The sequence below is a fragment of the Methanolinea sp. genome, from assembly GCA_030055515.1.
In the GTDB taxonomy this organism is placed as follows: domain Archaea; phylum Halobacteriota; class Methanomicrobia; order Methanomicrobiales; family Methanospirillaceae; genus Methanolinea_A.
Window position 1 is genome coordinate 666,503 of record JASFYI010000001.1, and the last position, 18,177, is coordinate 684,679.

Here is an 18,177-nt window from a genome sequence, read left to right on the forward strand (position 1 = left end):
CATATGTCGGAACTTGATGCGTACAGGTCTCTCTACATCGCGGAGTCGAGGGAAAACCACGAGATCATCGTGAAAAACCTCCTCCTCCTCGAGACCGAGGCGTCAGAAAGTGCAATCGCGGAGATCTTCCGGGCCGCCCACTCCCTCAAGGGAATGTCTGCCTCGATGGACTTCAAGGGGATGGAGAAGCTCTGCCACGCGATGGAGGACGTGTTCCAGGAGATAAGGGGCGGAAGGCTCGCGATAACACGTGAACTCATGGACTCGCTCCTCGTCGCGTCCGACCAGATCGAGGCAATGCTCGACGATATCGAATGCGGCGGTCCGGGAATTCCCCAGAATCTCGATGAACTCGTGGCAGAGCTGAAGAACTGGATAGCGAGGGGAGAAGGGGGAGGGCCGGAGGAAAAGTACGAGTCCCCCGCGACGGGAGGTGGTACCGCCCCCGGCATTGAAGGAGGCAGCGATTCCACGGCCTCCCAGAAGTACTTCCTCACGATCCAGCTCAAGGACACGTGCGACAACCCCAACCTCCGTGCGATGGTCATCCTCCAGAACCTCGAAGCGGTGGGGACGATCGAGAGGGTGACCCCCGACCGGTCGGTCGTGGAGGACGGCGACTTCGGCCGGCGCTTCGAGGTCGAGATCACGAGCGACGCGGGGATCGATGCCCTCAGGACTATCGCGGCCACGACCGACGTCCTTTCAGCCACCATCAGGTCCCGGGACAGGACAGAGACGGTTGCCCCGAGGCCCCCCTCACCTGCGGCCCCTGCCACCGTGGACGAGCGGAAAGCGGGAAAACTCCCCGAGAAGGTCGAGAAAAGTCGCGAAGTCAGGAACATACGGGTCGACATAAGCAGGCTCGACTCGATGATGAACCTCGTCGAGGACCTCGTCATCAACAAGGGCCGGATCACGGAGATCGCGCGGGCGCACCAGATCAAGGAACTGGACGAGACGCTGAACATGATCGGGAGGTCGGTCTCCGACCTCCAGGCCCTGATGATGGACATCCGGATGATCCCCCTCTCCCACATCTTCAACAGGTTCCCCCGGACCGTCAGGGACATCGCCCACAGGGAGGGAAAGGAAGTGGAATTCATCGTGGAGGGGGGGGACACGGAACTCGACAGGAGTGTTATGGACGGCCTGAACGATCCCCTCCTCCACCTCATCCGCAACGCGATCGACCACGGGATCGAACTGCCAGAAGTGCGCGAGGCTGCGGGAAAACCGCGGAAGGGAACGCTCATCCTCTCCGCGCGGCGTGATAGGGACAACGTCATCATCAGGGTACAGGACGACGGTCAGGGAATCCACGTCGACAAGGTGAAGAGAAAGGCCATCGAGAAAGGGCTTGTCACGCCGGCAGAGGCCGAGTCGATGAGCCGGGAACAGATCATCGAGTTCCTCTTCCACCCGGGATTCAGCACCGCGGAGAAGATCACGGACATCAGCGGCAGGGGTGTGGGTCTCGATGTCGTCAGGACGGCACTCGAGGCCCTCCACGGGACAATCAAGGTCGAGAGCCGCGAGGGCGAGGGGACCACGTTCGAACTCCTCCTCCCCCCGACGATGGCGATCGTCAACGTGATGATGGTGCGGATCAATGGCAGGAGGTGCGCGATTCCCATCCACAACGTCGTGGAGGTCGCGGCACTCGTCCCCGAGCACATCCACACGATAGGCGGCAGGGAGACGATTGTCATCCGCGACGAGGTGATCCCGCTCGACCGGCTCGATGACATGTTCGGTCTCTCGCGCGGAACGGATATCCTCGTCGTCCTCCAGCACCAGAACAGGAAGAGGACCATCGCCGTGGACGGAATCGAGGGGCAGCAGGAAGTCGTGATAAAACCACTTTCAAAGGTCGTGGGAACCATCAAGGGGATCTCGGGGGTCACGATCCCCGGGGATGGCGAGGTCGTCCCGGTCCTTGACGTGAGTTCGATCATAAGGGAAGCGTAAAAAGAGGAGAGAGTGAGATGCTCAACAGCCAGCAAGCAGATGCATTGAGGGAACTGGGGAATATCGGGGCGGCCCACGCTGCGACGACCCTCTCGACAATGCTCATGACGAATATCGAGATGGAAGTCCCCGAGATTCGCGTGGTGGATATCGGGAAGGTTCACGAGTACGTGGGGGACGAACCGGCGGCCCTCGTCATTTTCCAGATCACGGGGGAGGTCTCGGGCGGGGGATACGTGCTCCTCCACATCCCGAAAAATTCTGTCGTGCGCCTGACGAACGCGATGCTCGGGATGACCGAGCTCGAGAGGGACCTCACGGAAATGGACCAGAGCGCGCTGCTCGAGATAGGGAACATCATGGTATCCGCGTTCCTCGATGCCACTGCAACCCTCCTCTCGATCGTCATGCTCCCTTCACCGCCTTCCCTCGTCATCGACATGCCCCACGCGGCATTCGAGTCGATCCTCGCCGCACAGGATTACACGGAATTCAACCAGGTCGTCATATTCAAGACCGAGCTGAAGAGCGACCAGTACAAAATCCACAGTAACCTCTTCCTACTCCCGAACAGGCCGATGCTGGACGAGATCATCAGCATGCTCGAAAACCTGATGAAGTGAAAGGGAAAGAATGCAGCCCCCCGAAGAACAGGTCGTGATGGTTGGAATCGGAGAGTACTTCGTCGGCAGGACACCGATGTCCGCGATCGGCCTCGGCTCCTGCATAGGACTCGTGATTCACGACCAGGCGAGGGATATCGGGGGGCTCGCGCACATCATGCTCCCCGAGTCCCAGGGGCGGAGTGACCGCCCGGCGAAGTACGCCGATACTGCCGTCGAGCTCCTCGTCAGGGAGATCAAGCGACAGGGATCGGGGACCGACTCCCTCGTGTCGAAGATCGTGGGGGGGGCGTCCATGTTCCAGTCGTTCTCCGGGAATCTCAACATCGGTGACAGGAACATCGAGGCGGTGAAGGTGCACCTCAAAAGATTGAACATAAAGATCGTCGCAGAGGAGACCGGTGGTGTTCAGGGAAGGACGATCGTGTATTACCCCGCGGAAAAAGGAAAAATAAGCGTGAAGACTGCCAACGGGATGATCAAGTACATCTGATTATTTCGTGATGAATACCGCAGCGGCGATGACAGTCGTCCACAGCCCGTTCTTGTCCCCCTGCGCCGACTGGCAGATCTGGGTCGTCTTGATGATCTTCCCACTCGCCTTGTAGATCTGCTCGCGTTCCTGCCACGCCTTGTTGATGTCAAACTCGATCCCGAGCGTTGTCGCGAGCATCGTGGCCGCGAGATCCTCGGCGTAGTCGCCGGTCTTCTCGGCAGTCTCCCCGAACGCGTGGTGCTCGGAGAGGTAGCCGTACTCGTTTGCGTCTTTTGGCAGTGCGAGGCCTATCGCCGCGGATATGAGCCTGTTGGGCTCGTTCGTCTCGTTCTTCGCCATCACGCAGTACGTGATCTCGCCCGGCTCGAGGAGCTTGCACCCTTCCTCCACGGAGACTATCTTGCAATTGGGAGGGAATATGCTCGAGACGTACACGAGGTTGAACTTCTCGATCCCGGCCTTGCGCAGTGCGAGCTCGAAGGATGCAAGTTTGTCCTTGTGGACACCCACGCCCTTCGTGAAAAACACCTTCGTTGGGACGACCATATTCCTGAAATAATCGCATTTTGAATTCTTTAATCTTTTTGTTTTGCAAAAAATCTTATATATCGTTTTAATTTTTCATTAGGAATGCATTAAATCTTTTGATTAGAAAAAAAAGATGACACATCGTCACATTACGGAGTGTGAAAGGGGAAGATGATGATAGTGCATCCCCACGTGCGCTTGAGACGGTTTCCCAAGGCCTGTTCTCCCGTGTCGAGGTGACGGTTACCTGTTTGTGAGTGGTTCTTTGGTGGCGATTGGCCACTGCGGCGGTGTCCTTCACACTATTACCGATGGTGCCCGATGTGAGAAAAGGCGAGCGTAAAACCTCAAGACTGCGATGGGTTTGGCCGCACCTGTTCACGCGGTCTCGTCAATTCGCCCCGTGTGCTGTCACGGCGACCGTGATGAAGAGTGTGAAAGAAAGATGCCTCTCTCTTTTTAGCATCTATCTAGTGGGAGCAGGATCACCCCCGCCCCCCCCCAAACCTCCCGGGAATACCGTCAGGCACCATCGTGGGGACTCCTGTGGAAGCCATAGACTTTCACGGTGGTGGGTGTGTCGGCGAGGGGTCCCTTCGGGCGCCGCGCAATCGAGGGGTGACTGCGCATTAAAATAACGGATTTACACTTCCCGTTTCGACCCTCGACACATATTAAAACTCCCCTTGCATACCATATATGGAAACCATGAAGGCGGTTCTGGGCCTCGAAGACGGCACGTATGCTGCCGGGACAGGGTTTGGGGTGGAAGGGGAGTGCGCGGGGGAACTCGTTTTTACGACCCAGATGGGCGGCTACATGGAGGCGCTCACGGATCCTAGCTACCACGGGCAGATCCTCATGTTCACTTTCCCGACGATAGGGAACTACGGTGTCGACAGGATGAATTTCCAGTCGGCGAAGGTCTGGGCACGTGGGTGCGTGGTCAGGGAGGTCTGTCCCGTTCCCGAGACCCTCCCCTCGCTTCGGGACTTCTTCGAGGAGAATGCCCTCCTCGGCATCGAGGGCGTAGACACCCGCATGCTCACCATCAGGACGCGGACGGAGGGGACCATGCGGGCTGGCCTCGTCGTGGGGACCGACGACCATGAGCGCGCTGTAGAACTCGCGAGGAAGACTCCAGTCCTCTCGGAAGTAGAGCTCATCCCCGATGTTTCCTGCAAGGAGCCGTACCACATCCCCGGGAAGGGGAAGAAGATCGCGTTCATCGACCTCGGCCTGAAGAAAAACATGCTCATAAGCTTGAGGCACAGGGATGCAGACATCTATGTCTACCCCCACGACTGCACTCCTGACCAGGTCATGGAACACTCCCCGGACGCCCTCTTCATCAGCAACGGACCCGGGGATCCCGTCCGCGCGAAGCATGCGATCCGTTGCGTGAAGGATCTCGCGGGGACAGTCCCCATCTTCGGCATCTGCATGGGCAACCAGATCTGTGCCATCGGTCTCGGGGCAAGGACGTACAAGATGAAATTCGGGCACCGGGGGACGAACCAGCCGGTGAGGTACAAGGACGGGAGCATCGCCATCACGACCCAGAACCACGGTTACGCCGTCGATGCAGAGACCCTCCCCGAGGGATGCTCGGTCATCTACACGAACGTGAACGACGGCACACTCGAGGGCTTCGAGGACCCCTACCTCGAGATCACGTGCGTCCAGTTCCATCCCGAGGCCCATGGCGGGCCTAGGGACACGGAGATCCCCTTCTTTGACACGATGTTCCGGAGGCTCTCCTGATGCCGAAGAAACCCCACATCAGGAAGGTCCTGCTGATAGGATCGGGCCCTATCCAGATCGGCCAGGCAGCCGAGTTCGACTTCTCGGGCTCGCAGGCATGCCGCGCCCTGCGGGAAGAGGGGGTAAAGGTCGTCCTCGTCAACTCCAACCCCGCGACGATCCAGACCGACCCGGAAATGGCAGACGTGATCTACATCGAGCCGATCAAGGCAGAAATCATCGAGAAGATCATCGAGAAGGAGAAGCCCGACGGGATCCTCTCCGGCATGGGGGGGCAGACGGGTCTCAACATGACCGCGGAACTTGCCGAGAGGGGAGCCCTCAAGGGCGTCGAGATCCTCGGGACACCCCTCGAGGCAATCTACCACGGCGAGGACCGCGAGAAGTTCCGGTCGCTCATGGAACGGATAGGGGAACCCGTCCCCCGGAGCATGATCCTCACCAGCCTGGACCAGGTCGAGGAGGCCCTGCAGACCGTCGGGCTCCCCGCGATCGTGAGGCCCGCATATACACTCGGGGGAACCGGCGGCGGGATCGCGCACACGAAGGAGGAGCTTGCACGCATCATCGAGATAGGTCTCACGCGTTCACGCATCCACCAGGTCCTCGTCGAGGAGTCGGTCGTCGGGTGGAAGGAGATAGAGTTCGAGGTGATGCGGGATGCAGCAGACACCTGCATCATCGTGTGCGGCATGGAGAACGTGGATCCCATGGGAATCCACACCGGCGAGAGCGTCGTGGTCGCGCCCATCCTCACCCTCCGGGACGACGAGTTCCAGACGCTGCGGACCGCGGCCATCAAGATCATAAGGGCACTCGACGTGCAGGGAGGCTGTAACATCCAGTTCGCGTACAGGGACGGGGAGTACCGCGTCATCGAGGTGAACCCGAGGGTCTCCCGCTCGTCCGCCCTCGCCTCGAAGGCGACCGGTTACCCAATCGCCCGCGTCGCGGCGAAGATCGCGATCGGTCTGCGACTCGACGAGATAATGAACAGCGTGACGGGGTGCACCCCCGCGTCTTTCGAGCCGGCCATCGACTACATCGTGGTGAAGGTACCCCGGTGGCCATTCGACAAGTTCAGGAACGCGGACAGGACACTGACGACCTCGATGAAGAGCACGGGGGAGGTGATGGCGATCGGGAGGTGCGTGGAAGAAGCGTTCAAGAAGGCGCTCCGTTCCCTCGATACCGACGTGGAACCCCACACGCACCCCGCGGAGATACGGATGATCCTCTCCCGACCGACCGACGAGCGGTTCCACACGCTCTTTGACGCCGTGCGGGCGGGATTCTCCGTCGCGGAGATCGCGGAACTCACGCACATCTCGCCGTTCTTCATCGAGAAGGTGAAGAACATCGTCGACGTGGAGAGGCGGCTGCGGGATTCTCCCACGAGGGAGGATATCCTTCTCGCGAGGAAGTACGGATTCACTGCCTCGGAGATCGCCGCGCTGACTGGACTCCCGGCGGACGAAATACGCAGCATCGCGGGGGATCCCGCCTACAAGATCGTGGACACGTGCGCAGCGGAGTTTCCCGCGCGCACACCCTACTTCTACTCGACGTGGGACCAGGAGTGCGAGATCCACAGGACCGAGACGCCAAAGGTCCTCATCCTCGGGTCCGGGCCCATCCGCATCGGACAGGGAATAGAGTTTGACTACTGCACCGTCCACGCGGTCAAGGCCCTCCGCGAGGAGAACGTGGAGGTCCACATCGTGAACAACAATCCCGAGACGGTCTCCACCGACTTCGACACGTCCGACCGCCTCTTCTTTGAACCCATGACTCTCGAGGACGTCGTCAACATCCTCCGCAAGGACAACTACTTCGGTGTCATGGTCCAGTTCGGCGGGCAGAACGCGGTGAACCTCGCCGTTCCCCTCCACGAAGAGATAAAGAGGCTCGGTCTGCCCACGCGGATACTCGGGACTTCCCCCGATTCCATGGACATCGCCGAGGACAGGGACCGGTTCAGCCTCCTCCTCGGGAGACTCGGCATCCCGACCCCCCCGAACAGCTCGGCCTACTCCCTCTCCGAGGCCAGGGAGAAGGCGGCGGCAATCGGGTACCCCGTCCTCGTCAGGCCTTCCTACGTCCTTGGCGGGAGGGCGATGGAGATCATCCACGACGAGATAGAGCTGGAGAGCTACATGAAGGAGGCCGTCAGGGTGAGCAGGAACCACCCCGTCCTGATCGACTCGTTCCTCCAGAACGCGATCGAGCTTGACGTGGACGCTGTCTGTGACGGGGAAGAGGTCCTGATCGGGGGGATCATGGAACACATCGAGGAGGCGGGAGTCCACAGCGGCGATTCCGCGTGCGTCATCCCCACCCAGTCCCTCTCCCCACCCGTCATCGAGACCGTGAAGGACTACACGCGGAAGATCGCGCTCGCGCTCGGTGTCGTCGGGCTCATCAACATCCAGCTCGCGGTCAAGGATGGCGTGGTCTACGTCCTCGAGGCAAATCCACGGGCGAGCAGGACAGTTCCCTTCGTGAGCAAGGCAACGGGAATCCCCCTCGCGAAGATCGCCGCGAAGGTGATGATCGGGAAGAAAATCAAGGATCTGGGGTACACGGAGAGACCCATATCCCACGTTGCCGTGAAGGAAGTCCTCCTCCCGTTCAACAAGCTCCCGGGAGTCGACACTGTCCTTGGACCCGAGATGAAGAGCACGGGAGAAGTGATGGGCATCGACTACGACTTTGGCCGTGCTTACTACAAGGCATCGGTCTCCGCGGACAACACGCTCCCCCTCGAGGGCAACATCTTCATCTCCATCTCGAAGGACCAGAAGGACGAGGTCATCCCCATCGCGCGCAAGCTCCACGAGATGGGGCTTCGCCTGTTCGGGACAGCCGGGACAGTGGAGTACCTCAACGACGCGGGCATCCCTGCAGAACAGGTGCGGAAGGTCCAGGAAGGCTCGCCGAACGCGATCGACCTCCTCAGGGGCGGCGAGATCCAGCTGATAATCAACACGCCGGCTGACAAGCAGTCCCGGCAGGACCACTACCAGATCATGAGGGCAGCGGTGGACTACGGAGTCCCGTACATCACCACCATTCAGGCAGCGAGGGCAGCGACGATGGCAATCGAGGCGATGAGAAAGCAGCAGGTCACCATCGAGCCGCTCTCCCACTACATCGGGACGATGTGAGTGCCGGGATTCCAACCGCGTATCGCGGGGGGGATGACCGCGAAATCCTCCTCTCCGTTTCCGCCCGAATAACGGACTGCTCGCCGAAACGACGAGTCCCGTTCCCCGGCGACTCCCCGGCACCTTTCGCGTGCCTCCGCGCACGATACTCCCCATTTTAATCCGTTTCGGGATTTCAAGCACCTCCGAAGAACCCATCCTCTCCCGCTATTTAATCCCGGCGGGATTTCCCTCCATCACGATGACGCAGCCTTATTACCCGGCGAAGGGCAATGAATAGGTATCAAGTTCGCAAAGAGACCTTGGAGGAGCGCACGAGAGATGGGAAAGGGAACTGTTGTCCTTGCCTATTCCGGCGGGCTCGATACGTCTGTCTGCATCCCGCTCCTGCGGGAACGGTACGGGTTTGACCGCGTCGTGACGGTCGTCGTCGACGTGGGCCAACGCGACGAGGAGATCAGGGCAGCGACAGAGAAGGGGCAGAGACTCGCCGACGTCCACTACACGATAGATGCCCGGGAAAAGTTCGTCACGGACTACATCCTCCCCGCGATCAGGGCGAACGGTTCCTACGAGGGGTACCCGATGGGAACCGCGCTCGCCCGGCCGCTCATCGCGGAGGAGGTCGTCGGCATCGCCGCACGCGAGGGGGCGCGGACGGTTGCCCACGGGTGCACGGGGAAGGGGAACGATCAGTTCCGGTTCGACTTCGTCTTCCGGATGGCGGGGCTCGAGGTGATCGCCCCCGTGAGGGACCTCAACCTCACGCGCGAGTGGGAAATCGAGTACGCGAGGGAGCACGGGATACCCGTTCCCGCGGCGAAGGAAAAACCGTGGAGCGTCGACGAGAACATCTGGAGCAGGAGCATCGAGGGAGGTGCTCTCGAAGATCCCGCGTTCCACCCCTCCGAGGAGATATATGCGTGGACGGTGTCCCCTTCGTCCGCTCCCGCAACACCGGAGGTCATTGCAATCGACTTCATCAAGGGAATTCCCCACCGGCTAAACGACGTGGAGTACGCGCCCTACGACCTCATCAGGGAGTTGAATCTCCGTGCAGGCCGGCATGGGATAGGCCGGAACAACATGATCGAGGACCGTATCCTCGGGTTGAAAGCACGAGAGATTTACGAGCACCCGGCCGCGACGGTGCTCCTGTGCGCGCACCGCGACCTCGAGCACCTCACCCTCACGCGCCACGAGCTCTCGTTCAAGCGAATCGTCGAGGAGAAGTGGGCGGAGCTCGCGTACATGGGCCTCGTCCACGAGCCGCTCTTCCATGACCTCAACGCGTTCATCGAGAGGTCGCAGGAGAGGGTGACGGGGCGGGTCGAGGTCGAGATGTACAAGGGGTGCTGCAGGGTCCTCGGGAGATCGTCGCCCGAGGGTATCTACTCGGGAGACCTCGTCTCGTTCGATTCGACGACAATCGACCAGTGCCATGCCATTGGGGTGTCTGCCTACTATGGCATTCAGGCACGTCTCGTCAGGCAGGGGCGAAAAGAGGGGAAGTCAAGGCCAAAGTAGTCTCACGTGGTCCGATTACTCTGATTCATTTTTTTCCTGGAAGAATCAGTACTTCCCGCATGGTCTGTCCTCACTCGTGAAAACATATTTCCATGCCCCCTGTGGATCGGGTAAGCCGAGGCGGGTGGGATCCCAAAACCGGATTTCCTTTCTGGGAATTGCGATTTCCCTCGATGGCGCGAATCCTCGGCTCGAATACCTCCTCAAAACCATTAAAATGCCCAAATCTTGGCTTAAAAGAAAGTTTCCGCGCGGAGCCCGTTTTTCCGGGTGAGAGAAACGGTTAGGAAGATACCTTGAAAAAAAAGGGGAAATGTATCCCTTCACTACCTGTTCGCGTGGAATCTCTCAGAGGAGTTTTTTGCCCGCGTGCGGACCGGGATTGCACTCGTAGACTTCCGTGACCTTCATCACGAGGAGGGACTTTGCCGGCAACCCCGGTTTCTTCTCGTTGACCATCTTCTTCATTTTCTCGTAATCGGGACCCGAAGTCTTCACTTCCACCGTTCCCTTTACCTGGAAGCACTTCTTCGCGTCCGCGTCGTAGATGTAGATCGCCGCGTGGGGGTTTTCCATCACGTTTGCGAGTGTTTTGTGCATGTAGTTATCCGCGAGCCAGATTGTATCATCGGCGACCAGCGAGACAAACGCGATGGGAACGACGTTCGGGATACCGTTCTTTGACGCGGTTGCCACCGGGAATAGCTTTATCTTGGAGAATGTCTCCTTCATCTCGGGTGTCAGATTGACCATCTTTCCATCCACCTCGGAACAACGACGGGTATCTCGGCACAATGAACCGACAATACACCGGTGTGCACCACACCCCATATTCTTTTTGGGAGAACAACCCTGATTGCAGAGGGGGATATCCCTGCATGGGACGGACTCTTGGGAGAGAAGGCATGGCAGTGTGGCAGGAGAACCCGGTTGCCTCTTACGTGGGACTCCACGAATCGGGCCAGCTGGAGCACCGCGTCGATGCCGCGTGGGAAATACTCTCCTCGTGCCGCCTCTGCCCGAGGAGGTGCGGGGTGGACAGGCTCGGTGGGGAAACGGGGTATTGCGGCGGGGGTGAGATGCCGAAGATTTCATCATACGGCCCGCATTTTGGGGAAGAACCGCCGCTCGTGGGATTCCACGGTTCGGGGACGATCTTTTTTACCGGGTGCACGATGCGGTGCGCTTTCTGCCAGAATTACGAGATAAGCCAGGATGGAATAGGGAGGGAGGTGAGCTGCGAATACCTCGCTCGGACCATGCTCCTCCTCCAGGAGCGGGGATGCCACAACATCAACTTCGTGACACCGACCCATTTTGTCCCGCAGATCCTCCGTGCTCTCACCATTGCGGTAAATGACGGGCTCACGGTACCCCTCGTGTACAATACAGGGACGTACGACTCTGTCGATACGCTGCGGATCCTCGACGGGATCTTTGACATTTACATGCCGGACGCGAAGTACGGGTCGGACGATGTCGCCATTGCACTCTCGGACGCCCCCCGCTACGTCGAGATCATGCAGGATGCAATTGTCGAGATGCAGCGGCAGGTCGGCGACCTCGTCACAGTCGAAGGCGTAGCCACGAGGGGCCTGATAATCCGCCACCTCGTCCTCCCCGGCAACCTCGCGCAGAGCGAAGAGGTGTTCCGGTTCATCGCGGAGAACGTCTCGATCGACGCGTACGTGAACATAATGGACCAGTACCACCCGTGCGGCCGCGTTCGGATGTTCAAGGACGATCCACGCTACGACGCATTGACGAGGAGGCTCTCGCCGCGCGAGTTCTTCGCTGCAGTCGAGGCCGCGAAGAGGGCCGGACTGCACCGCGGCATTCCCCTCGGGGATGAGTGAAATAACCGTTAAAAACTGCCGAAAAGGAAAACGCCCCGGCCGGGACTTGAACCCGGGTCAAAAGCTCCGCAGGCTTCTAGGATATCCACTACCCCACCGGGACACTGAGTACAATTATCATCCTCGCGGATTTAAATAATTCACCATTCCGTTTGCACGTTCTGTTTTTGAGAATCGCCACCGCTGTGGGGAAATTATATCCCCTTTCCGGTCAGATATAACTCACCACGTGCGGGGCAAACCATGAAAAAAGCCTTGATCACCGGGATTACGGGACAGGATGGATCGTATCTCGCGGAACTCCTCCTCTCCAAGGGTTACGAGGTCCACGGCCTCGTCCGGAGGTCATCCACTCTCAACCTGAGCCGGATAGCCCACATTTTCCCCGAGACGGAGATCGCGGGAACCGCGTCGAGCGGGACAGGGCTCTTCCTCCACTACGGAGACCTCTCGGACTCCGACCAGATCTCGACCGTCATGCACCGCGTTCGGCCCGACGAGGTCTACAACCTCGCAGCCCAGAGCCACGTCCGGGTGAGCTTCGATACACCGGAGTACACGGGCAACATCACCGGCCTCGGGACGACGCGTCTCCTCGAGGCGGCGAGGAGGAGCAACCCCGACGTGCGGTTCTACCAGGCCTCGAGCAGCGAGATGTTCGGCGGTTCACCCCCGCCCCAGAACGAGGATACCCCGTTTTACCCCCGAAGCCCGTACGCGTGTGCGAAGCTCTACGCCTACTGGATGACGAGGAACTACCGGGAGGGGTACGGGATGTTTGCCTGCAACGGCATCCTCTTCAACCATGAATCCCCTCGCCGGGGCGAGACATTCGTCACGAGGAAGATCACGAGGGGTATTGCAAAAATCCTCGCGGGGAAAGAAAAAGTCCTCGCCCTCGGGAACCTCGAGGCGAGGCGGGACTGGGGGTATTCACCCGAGTACGTCGAGTGCATGTGGATGATGCTCCAGCAGGAGAGCCCCGATGACTTCGTGATCGGGACGGGCGAGACGCATTCGGTACAGGAGTTCCTCGACGCGGCATTCGAGTACGCGGGGCTTGAGCGGGACGAGCACGTCGTCATCGACAAGAAGTACTTCCGGCCGACAGAGGTGGATGCCCTCGTGGCCGACCCGCGCAAGGCGGAGCGGAAACTGGGCTGGAAGGCACGGGTGAAATTTTCGGATCTCGTGAAGATCATGGTGGACGCGGACATGCGGGCGTTCGGCCTCGAGCCCATCGGAGAAGGGGACAATATCGTGGAGAAGAGGTTTGGGGAGAAGTGGTGGAGGGGGGACTGAGGGTGAAAAAATCTATTATTATTATAATTTTCATTTTTTTATTATTTTTTCTCGCTGTAACATTACCAAAAGCAATTGATTTTTCGGAAAAAGTGGATTATTGTAGTTTAAATGGTTATTCTCTACCAACAAAAGATGGTTATTATTATCTGCCATCTGAAAACTTTTCAACAATTCGAAGTGAACGAACTTTTGATAATAAAGGGGTCGTAGTATATGATTACGGAGGGACAATTGGAAAACAATATAATCCGGTCACTATATCTCAATATGTTTTATCAATTGCACCATATGCCTATACAAATGAAGAAGCGTATGATTCAATGAGAATAAATTTAGAATTTTTATTGTTAAATGCAAATATCACTCCTAAAGGTAATATAATCCATCCCTATAATTTTGACTGGCCGACGAATAATGAGAGTGCACCATGGTATTCATCCATGGCTCAAGGACAAGCAGCATCTGCTTTCTTGTGGGGATATCGAATTTCCAATGAGACAAGATTTTATGAAGGAGCAAAGAAGTCCATACTCGCATTAATTGAAGAGAATTCATCTGTCCCATTTATCAAACAAAAAAATGGAGGAAAATGGTTAAAGGAATACCCTCATTATAAATATGAAGTTCTTGACGGTTCTTTGGCTGCAATTGCGGGGGTATATGACTTGTATAGATCACTTGATGAATCTGATCCAGATAAATATTTAGTAGAGAGTTTATTGAAAGATTCTATAGATGGTTTTAAAAAATCTTCGCACGAATTTAGAAGTACTTTTTTTGGACATTACTTTGATAACAGTAAAATCGTTCCTAATCCAAGTTATTATTCGTGTAATTTGGCTTGGTTAAAATATCTATCGAATTATGATCCTGAGCTTGAAATAATAAGAGAGGGGTATATTATGAAAAATTGTAATTTATTTAAAGAAATATTTATTTGGTATTGGAATACAACAATCTATTACATATTTCATAAAACAATTCTTTAAATTAATATGTGCCGTTCATAATAAGGTGTGGCTCCCTCTCTAAATCACCACTCAGATAACCGACGATTTCGAAAAACCCATGATATTGAGAGAAAGATCCGGCCCTTTCCAAATATGATAACTCAAAATGGTATTAACCCTCTCCATAACCATCCTTCAAATCAATGAAAATTCTAACATGAATATGAAGAGATAATACACATCTGCGCGGTTTCTGTGCTCCCCGGCTAAAAGTACAGTAATAGCCCCCCCAAATCACCACTCAGCCAACCGCTGTAATCGAATCTTATCGCCAAATCCCAGAGAAATAACGAGCTCGAGTAAAAGTACATTCAGGCAGACCGTCTTTTTCACAGATCGCGTTGTATATTTGTGGATCCTCTTCAAACCGAATGCATTTTTCGCCATTTTGAAAACATCCTCGATGAGGGATCCCTTCTCCACGAGTTGGATCTCGTCGCGGAGGTACATCACCAACCAACGCGCCAGGGAAGTGTATCTCTGGACGAGTTGTTTCGTATCAGACCTCCCGAAAATCCAGAGGGGAAAATTGAGTTTCCTGAGCAGTTTGGGTAATGAGAAGTTCCTCTTAGCGAAGATCGCCGGGACGATGCTGAACGCGAAGATTCCCTCCACGTAGTTATCATACGCGTAGTATCCCTTGTCAAAGACGATTGTATCACCGATCCGGGCGATTCTGCGCCTTTTCAATTCACTCACGATTTCACGGAAAATGACAGAATCGTGGGGAGATCCCGGATGGAGCAGGAAACAGACCGGCCGCAGGGAATGCACATCGAGTGCGAGTGTGAGTTTGTAGCCGATATAGTGGCCGTGGGTAGGACAATACCCCCACGCGTAGTCCCTGTTCTCCAGCTGTTTCTTCGTATACTTTTTCCTGAACCAGTTCAAATCGAGGGTAATCGCGGTTGCATCCACGATAAACGTGTTCTTCCTCCATCTCCTCTTCCTCGTGCAGCAGGAATTGAGGATCCCGTTCACGAGGGAGATGAACTGGGTTTCATCGAACCTGCTCAGTGTTTTATAGACTGAATCGACCGTGGGAATCGTGCGAATGTCCAGGAATTTACGGAGTCTCCTGCGATTTACCAATTCCTGGATGACAAAGGAACAATCACAAGAGAAGAACATCGCGGTGAGAACGATCGCGATTGCATCTAAAGTTGCGGGAATGGGCTCAATCTCGTTTCTCGCAAATACCTGTTGGGCGGGACGACTGGTGATGAGTTCCAGGACTCGTTCGAGGAGAAACCATTTTGGGTCCTTGCGATCCACTACCAGAGGGGGATGCATCTCTTCACCAAATATGTATTCCCCTCCGAGTACGATCAATTTTACGATTTATTCTTGCGTATTTTTCGATTTAGAGATATTTCGAAATGTACTTTTACACTAGGCGCGTGAATCTCTTGTTTATTGTGAATTAAGGTGATTATCATGCGTATTTTGGGTGAGAGAAATGGAGGGGGCTATCTCCCATTTTGAGTTCTCAAATTTCGAGAGAGCGTTCTCCTTTTTTCGATGTCACAGGTTTTTCGAAATCGTCTTGTGTATTTTGAATTGAAAAGAGTATCAAGTAGATTTTGGGTGACAGAAATGGATGGGGTTAATGTTTATTAGATATTGAAAATAAATTGGTTTTTCATTTGCGGTAACGATGGTCAAAGTCAGTGTTGTGATCCCATCTTATAATAATGCACGATTCTTACCAGAATGTATAGAGAGCGCTTTGAATCAAACTTTTTCAGATATAGAGCTTATTATTGTTGATGATGGTTCATGCGATAATTCAATGGATATAATCAGGAAATATGCCTCAAAAGACCCGAGGATTCGTGTTATTATTCACGATAAAAATTATGGAGTTTCTAAAACGACAAATGATGGTATTCTTGCCTCTCTAGGGGAGTTTATCACATTACTTGCATCTGATGATGTTATGTTACCAACGCGCATAGAGGAATTATACAATGAGATTTTAAAGAATCCGGATTATGGACTAGTTCACTCTGATATTTATGTAATTGATGAAAAAGGAGTGATACAGGGGAAAATAATCGGAAAGGAAAAGTATTCAAAAGGGTGGATATGTGGTGAAGTATTATGGCGCAGGGGATGTCATATTGGATATCCTTTGTTTAGAAAAAGCGTATTATTTGAAGTTGGACTTTACGATGAGTCACTACGTGGAGGAGAAGATTACGACCTTTATACGAGAATAACACAAAACTATCCCATTGGATATGTTCAGAAACCACTTATTTTGTATCGAAGACATAGTTCAAATGCCTCCCGGAATTTGAGATTAATGGTAAATGATTACAAGCATTATCTTGATAAAACTTTTAAAAATGATTCTTGTAATATCTATTGGAAAATAAAGCCTTTTGCATATTCTCATTATTATGTCGATCTTCTTTATTGCATTTTCATGGAGGGCAAGAAGCACTATATACTAAAGCTAATAAAGAAAATTTTCCATTTTATTATTCGAAATCCCACTACTATTATTAATAATATAATCCCATTTTTTACTATTCTTTTTTTGCGTATTGAAAAAATTGTCAAGAAAAAAATAACAAAAATCGTTTTTAGGCAATATATACAAGTAGGATGGTAAAAATAAGAAAGTTCTGATAATTTTAGTTAAAGAGGTTTTATAAAAACTCTCCATTAATTTCTAGAATCTTGAAATAACTTTAACCCGAGACATATCCCACATTTCGCAGGTAGAGAAATTCTTTTAGCCCCCTCCCCAAATCACCACTCAGCCAACCGTTGTAATTGAATCTTATCGCCAAATCCGAGAGAAATAACGATTCCGAGTAAAAGTACATTCAGGAAGACCGTCTTTTTCACAGATCGCGTCTTATACTTGTGAATCCTCTTCAATCCGAATGCATTTTTCGCCGTTTTGAAGACATCCTCGATGAGGGATCTCTTCTCCACAAGGTGGATCTCATCGCGGAGGTACATCACCAACCGGCGCGCAAGGGAAGTGTATCTCTGGACGTGCTCTTTCGTATCAGACCTCCCGAAAATCCAGAGGGGAAAATTGAGTTTCCTGAGCAGTTTGGACAATGAAAAGTTCTTCTTTGTAAAAATCACCGGGACGATGCCGAACTCGAAGATTCCCTCCACGTAGTTATCGTACGCGTAGTACCCTTGTCAAAGACGATTGTATCACCGATCCGGACGATTCTGCGCCTTTTCAATTCACTCACAATCTCGCGGAAAATGGTTGAGTCGTGGGGAGATCCCGGATGGAGAAGGAAACAGACCGGCCGCAGGGAATGCGCGTCGAGTGCGAGAGTGAGTTTGTAGCCGATATAGTGGCCGTGGGTAGGACAATACCCCCACGCGTAGTCCCTGTTCTCCAGCTGTTTCTTCGTATACTTTTTCCTGAACCAGTTCAAATCGAGGGTAATCGCGGTTGCATCCACGATAAACGTGTTCTTCCTCCATCTCCTCTTCCTCGTGCAGCAGGAATTGAGGATCCCGTTCACGAGGGAGATGAACTGGGTTTCATCGAACCTGCTCAGCGTTTTATAGACTGAATCGACTGTGGGAACCGTGCGAATGTCCAGGAATTTACGGAGTCTCCTGCGATTTACCAATTCCTGGATGACAAAGGAACAATCACAAGAGAAGAACATCGCGGTGAGAACGATCGCGATTGCATCTAAAGTTGCGGGAATGGGCTCAATCTCGTTTCTCGCAAATACCTGTTGGGCGGGACGACTGGTGACGAGTTCCAGGACTCGTTCGAGGAGAAACCATTTTGGGTCCTTGCGATCCACTACCAGAGGGGGATGCATCGTTTCACCAAATATGTATTCCCCTCCGAGTACGATCAATTTTACGATTTATTCTTGCGTATTTTTCGATTTAGAGATATTTCGAAATGTACTTTTATACTAGGCGCGTGAA

General features: G+C 54.3%; 15 protein-coding genes and 1 tRNA gene. 10 read left to right on the forward strand and 6 right to left on the reverse strand.

The window, feature by feature from the left end; genetic code table 11:
- The first annotated feature begins 3 nt into the window (after positions 1-3).
- Genes QFX32_03585 through QFX32_03595 form a run of 3 tightly spaced genes read left to right on the forward strand, consistent with a single transcriptional unit; the run spans position 4 to position 3,087 of the window.
- The gene (locus QFX32_03585) at positions 4-1,971 is read left to right on the forward strand and encodes a chemotaxis protein CheA (protein MDI9633121.1); all 1,968 of its coding nucleotides are present in this window, start codon (positions 4-6) and stop codon (positions 1,969-1,971) included.
- Between the two features lie 17 nt (positions 1,972-1,988).
- Positions 1,989-2,594, forward strand: coding sequence for a chemotaxis protein CheC (locus QFX32_03590; protein ID MDI9633122.1), 606 nt, complete (start codon positions 1,989-1,991; stop codon positions 2,592-2,594).
- Between the two features lie 10 nt (positions 2,595-2,604).
- Positions 2,605-3,087: a chemotaxis protein CheD gene (locus tag QFX32_03595; GenBank protein ID MDI9633123.1), complete on the forward strand. Its 483-nt coding sequence runs from the start codon at positions 2,605-2,607 to the stop codon at positions 3,085-3,087.
- On the opposite strand, the gene QFX32_03600 is transcribed toward QFX32_03595, so the two are convergent.
- Positions 3,088-3,636 (reverse strand): arginine decarboxylase, pyruvoyl-dependent, encoded by a 549-nt coding sequence (locus tag QFX32_03600; GenBank protein MDI9633124.1) that lies wholly within the window; start codon positions 3,634-3,636, stop codon positions 3,088-3,090.
- A 690-nt stretch (positions 3,637-4,326) separates the two neighbouring features.
- Here QFX32_03600 and carA point away from each other — a divergent pair.
- From carA to QFX32_03615, 3 genes are all read left to right on the forward strand, one after another.
- The gene (gene carA / locus QFX32_03605) at positions 4,327-5,382 is read left to right on the forward strand and encodes a glutamine-hydrolyzing carbamoyl-phosphate synthase small subunit (GenBank protein ID MDI9633125.1); all 1,056 of its coding nucleotides are present in this window, start codon (positions 4,327-4,329) and stop codon (positions 5,380-5,382) included.
- Positions 5,382-8,549, forward strand: coding sequence for a carbamoyl-phosphate synthase large subunit (gene carB, locus QFX32_03610; GenBank protein ID MDI9633126.1), 3,168 nt, complete (start codon positions 5,382-5,384; stop codon positions 8,547-8,549). Before carA ends, carB begins: the two co-directional genes overlap by 1 nt.
- A 321-nt stretch (positions 8,550-8,870) precedes the next feature.
- Positions 8,871-10,076: an argininosuccinate synthase gene (locus QFX32_03615; protein ID MDI9633127.1), complete on the forward strand. Its 1,206-nt coding sequence runs from the start codon at positions 8,871-8,873 to the stop codon at positions 10,074-10,076.
- 348 nt (positions 10,077-10,424) lie between these two features.
- Here the strand turns inward: QFX32_03615 and QFX32_03620 are convergent, their stop codons facing one another.
- The gene (locus QFX32_03620; protein ID MDI9633128.1) at positions 10,425-10,829 is read right to left on the reverse strand and encodes a pyridoxamine 5'-phosphate oxidase family protein; all 405 of its coding nucleotides are present in this window, start codon (positions 10,827-10,829) and stop codon (positions 10,425-10,427) included.
- A gap of 152 nt (positions 10,830-10,981) precedes the next feature.
- Here QFX32_03620 and QFX32_03625 point away from each other — a divergent pair, with 152 nt between their 5' ends.
- Positions 10,982-11,932: a radical SAM protein gene (locus QFX32_03625; protein ID MDI9633129.1), complete on the forward strand. Its 951-nt coding sequence runs from the start codon at positions 10,982-10,984 to the stop codon at positions 11,930-11,932.
- Positions 11,933-11,963: 31 nt separating this feature from the next.
- Here QFX32_03625 and QFX32_03630 read toward each other — a convergent pair.
- Positions 11,964-12,035 (reverse strand) — tRNA-Arg (locus tag QFX32_03630).
- A 140-nt stretch (positions 12,036-12,175) separates the two neighbouring features.
- On the opposite strand from QFX32_03630, the gene gmd reads away from it, so the two are divergent.
- Together gmd and QFX32_03640 are read left to right on the forward strand one after the other, a co-directional pair.
- Positions 12,176-13,234 (forward strand): GDP-mannose 4,6-dehydratase, encoded by a 1,059-nt coding sequence (gmd, locus tag QFX32_03635; protein ID MDI9633130.1) that lies wholly within the window; start codon positions 12,176-12,178, stop codon positions 13,232-13,234.
- Positions 13,219-14,226: a D-glucuronyl C5-epimerase family protein gene (locus QFX32_03640; protein ID MDI9633131.1), complete on the forward strand. Its 1,008-nt coding sequence runs from the start codon at positions 13,219-13,221 to the stop codon at positions 14,224-14,226. The genes gmd and QFX32_03640 overlap by 16 nt, the downstream gene beginning before the upstream one ends.
- Before the next feature lie 255 nt (positions 14,227-14,481).
- On the opposite strand, the gene QFX32_03645 is transcribed toward QFX32_03640, so the two are convergent.
- Positions 14,482-15,522 (reverse strand): transposase, encoded by a 1,041-nt coding sequence (locus QFX32_03645; GenBank protein MDI9633132.1) that lies wholly within the window; start codon positions 15,520-15,522, stop codon positions 14,482-14,484.
- A gap of 382 nt (positions 15,523-15,904) precedes the next feature.
- On the opposite strand from QFX32_03645, the gene QFX32_03650 reads away from it, so the two are divergent.
- Positions 15,905-16,867 carry a glycosyltransferase gene (locus QFX32_03650; protein MDI9633133.1) on the forward strand — a complete coding sequence of 321 codons (963 nt, stop codon included), beginning with the start codon at positions 15,905-15,907 and terminating at the stop codon, positions 16,865-16,867.
- Between the two features lie 140 nt (positions 16,868-17,007).
- Here the strand turns inward: QFX32_03650 and QFX32_03655 are convergent, their stop codons facing one another.
- Complete coding sequence (locus QFX32_03655) at positions 17,008-17,388, reverse strand: transposase (GenBank protein ID MDI9633134.1); 381 nt, start codon at positions 17,386-17,388, stop codon at positions 17,008-17,010.
- Positions 17,352-18,047, reverse strand: coding sequence for a transposase (locus QFX32_03660; GenBank protein MDI9633135.1), 696 nt, complete (start codon positions 18,045-18,047; stop codon positions 17,352-17,354). The genes QFX32_03655 and QFX32_03660 overlap by 37 nt, the downstream gene beginning before the upstream one ends.
- Between the last annotated feature and the right edge of the window lie 130 nt (positions 18,048-18,177).

Bases quoted from the DNA above. Each gene is read 5' to 3' on its own strand.
- QFX32_03585 (MDI9633121.1), top strand. From the start codon at position 4: ATGTCGGAACTTGATGCGTACAGGTCTCTCTACATCGCGGAGTCGAGG.
- QFX32_03590 (MDI9633122.1), top strand. From the start codon at position 1,989: ATGCTCAACAGCCAGCAAGCAGATGCATTGAGGGAACTGGGGAATATC.
- QFX32_03595 (MDI9633123.1), top strand. From the start codon at position 2,605: ATGCAGCCCCCCGAAGAACAGGTCGTGATGGTTGGAATCGGAGAGTAC.
- QFX32_03600 (MDI9633124.1), bottom strand. From the start codon at position 3,636: ATGGTCGTCCCAACGAAGGTGTTTTTCACGAAGGGCGTGGGTGTCCAC.
- carA (MDI9633125.1), top strand. From the start codon at position 4,327: ATGAAGGCGGTTCTGGGCCTCGAAGACGGCACGTATGCTGCCGGGACA.
- carB (MDI9633126.1), top strand. From the start codon at position 5,382: ATGCCGAAGAAACCCCACATCAGGAAGGTCCTGCTGATAGGATCGGGC.
- QFX32_03615 (MDI9633127.1), top strand. From the start codon at position 8,871: ATGGGAAAGGGAACTGTTGTCCTTGCCTATTCCGGCGGGCTCGATACG.
- QFX32_03620 (MDI9633128.1), bottom strand. From the start codon at position 10,829: ATGGTCAATCTGACACCCGAGATGAAGGAGACATTCTCCAAGATAAAG.
- QFX32_03625 (MDI9633129.1), top strand. From the start codon at position 10,982: ATGGCAGTGTGGCAGGAGAACCCGGTTGCCTCTTACGTGGGACTCCAC.
- gmd (MDI9633130.1), top strand. From the start codon at position 12,176: ATGAAAAAAGCCTTGATCACCGGGATTACGGGACAGGATGGATCGTAT.
- QFX32_03650 (MDI9633133.1), top strand. From the start codon at position 15,905: ATGGTCAAAGTCAGTGTTGTGATCCCATCTTATAATAATGCACGATTC.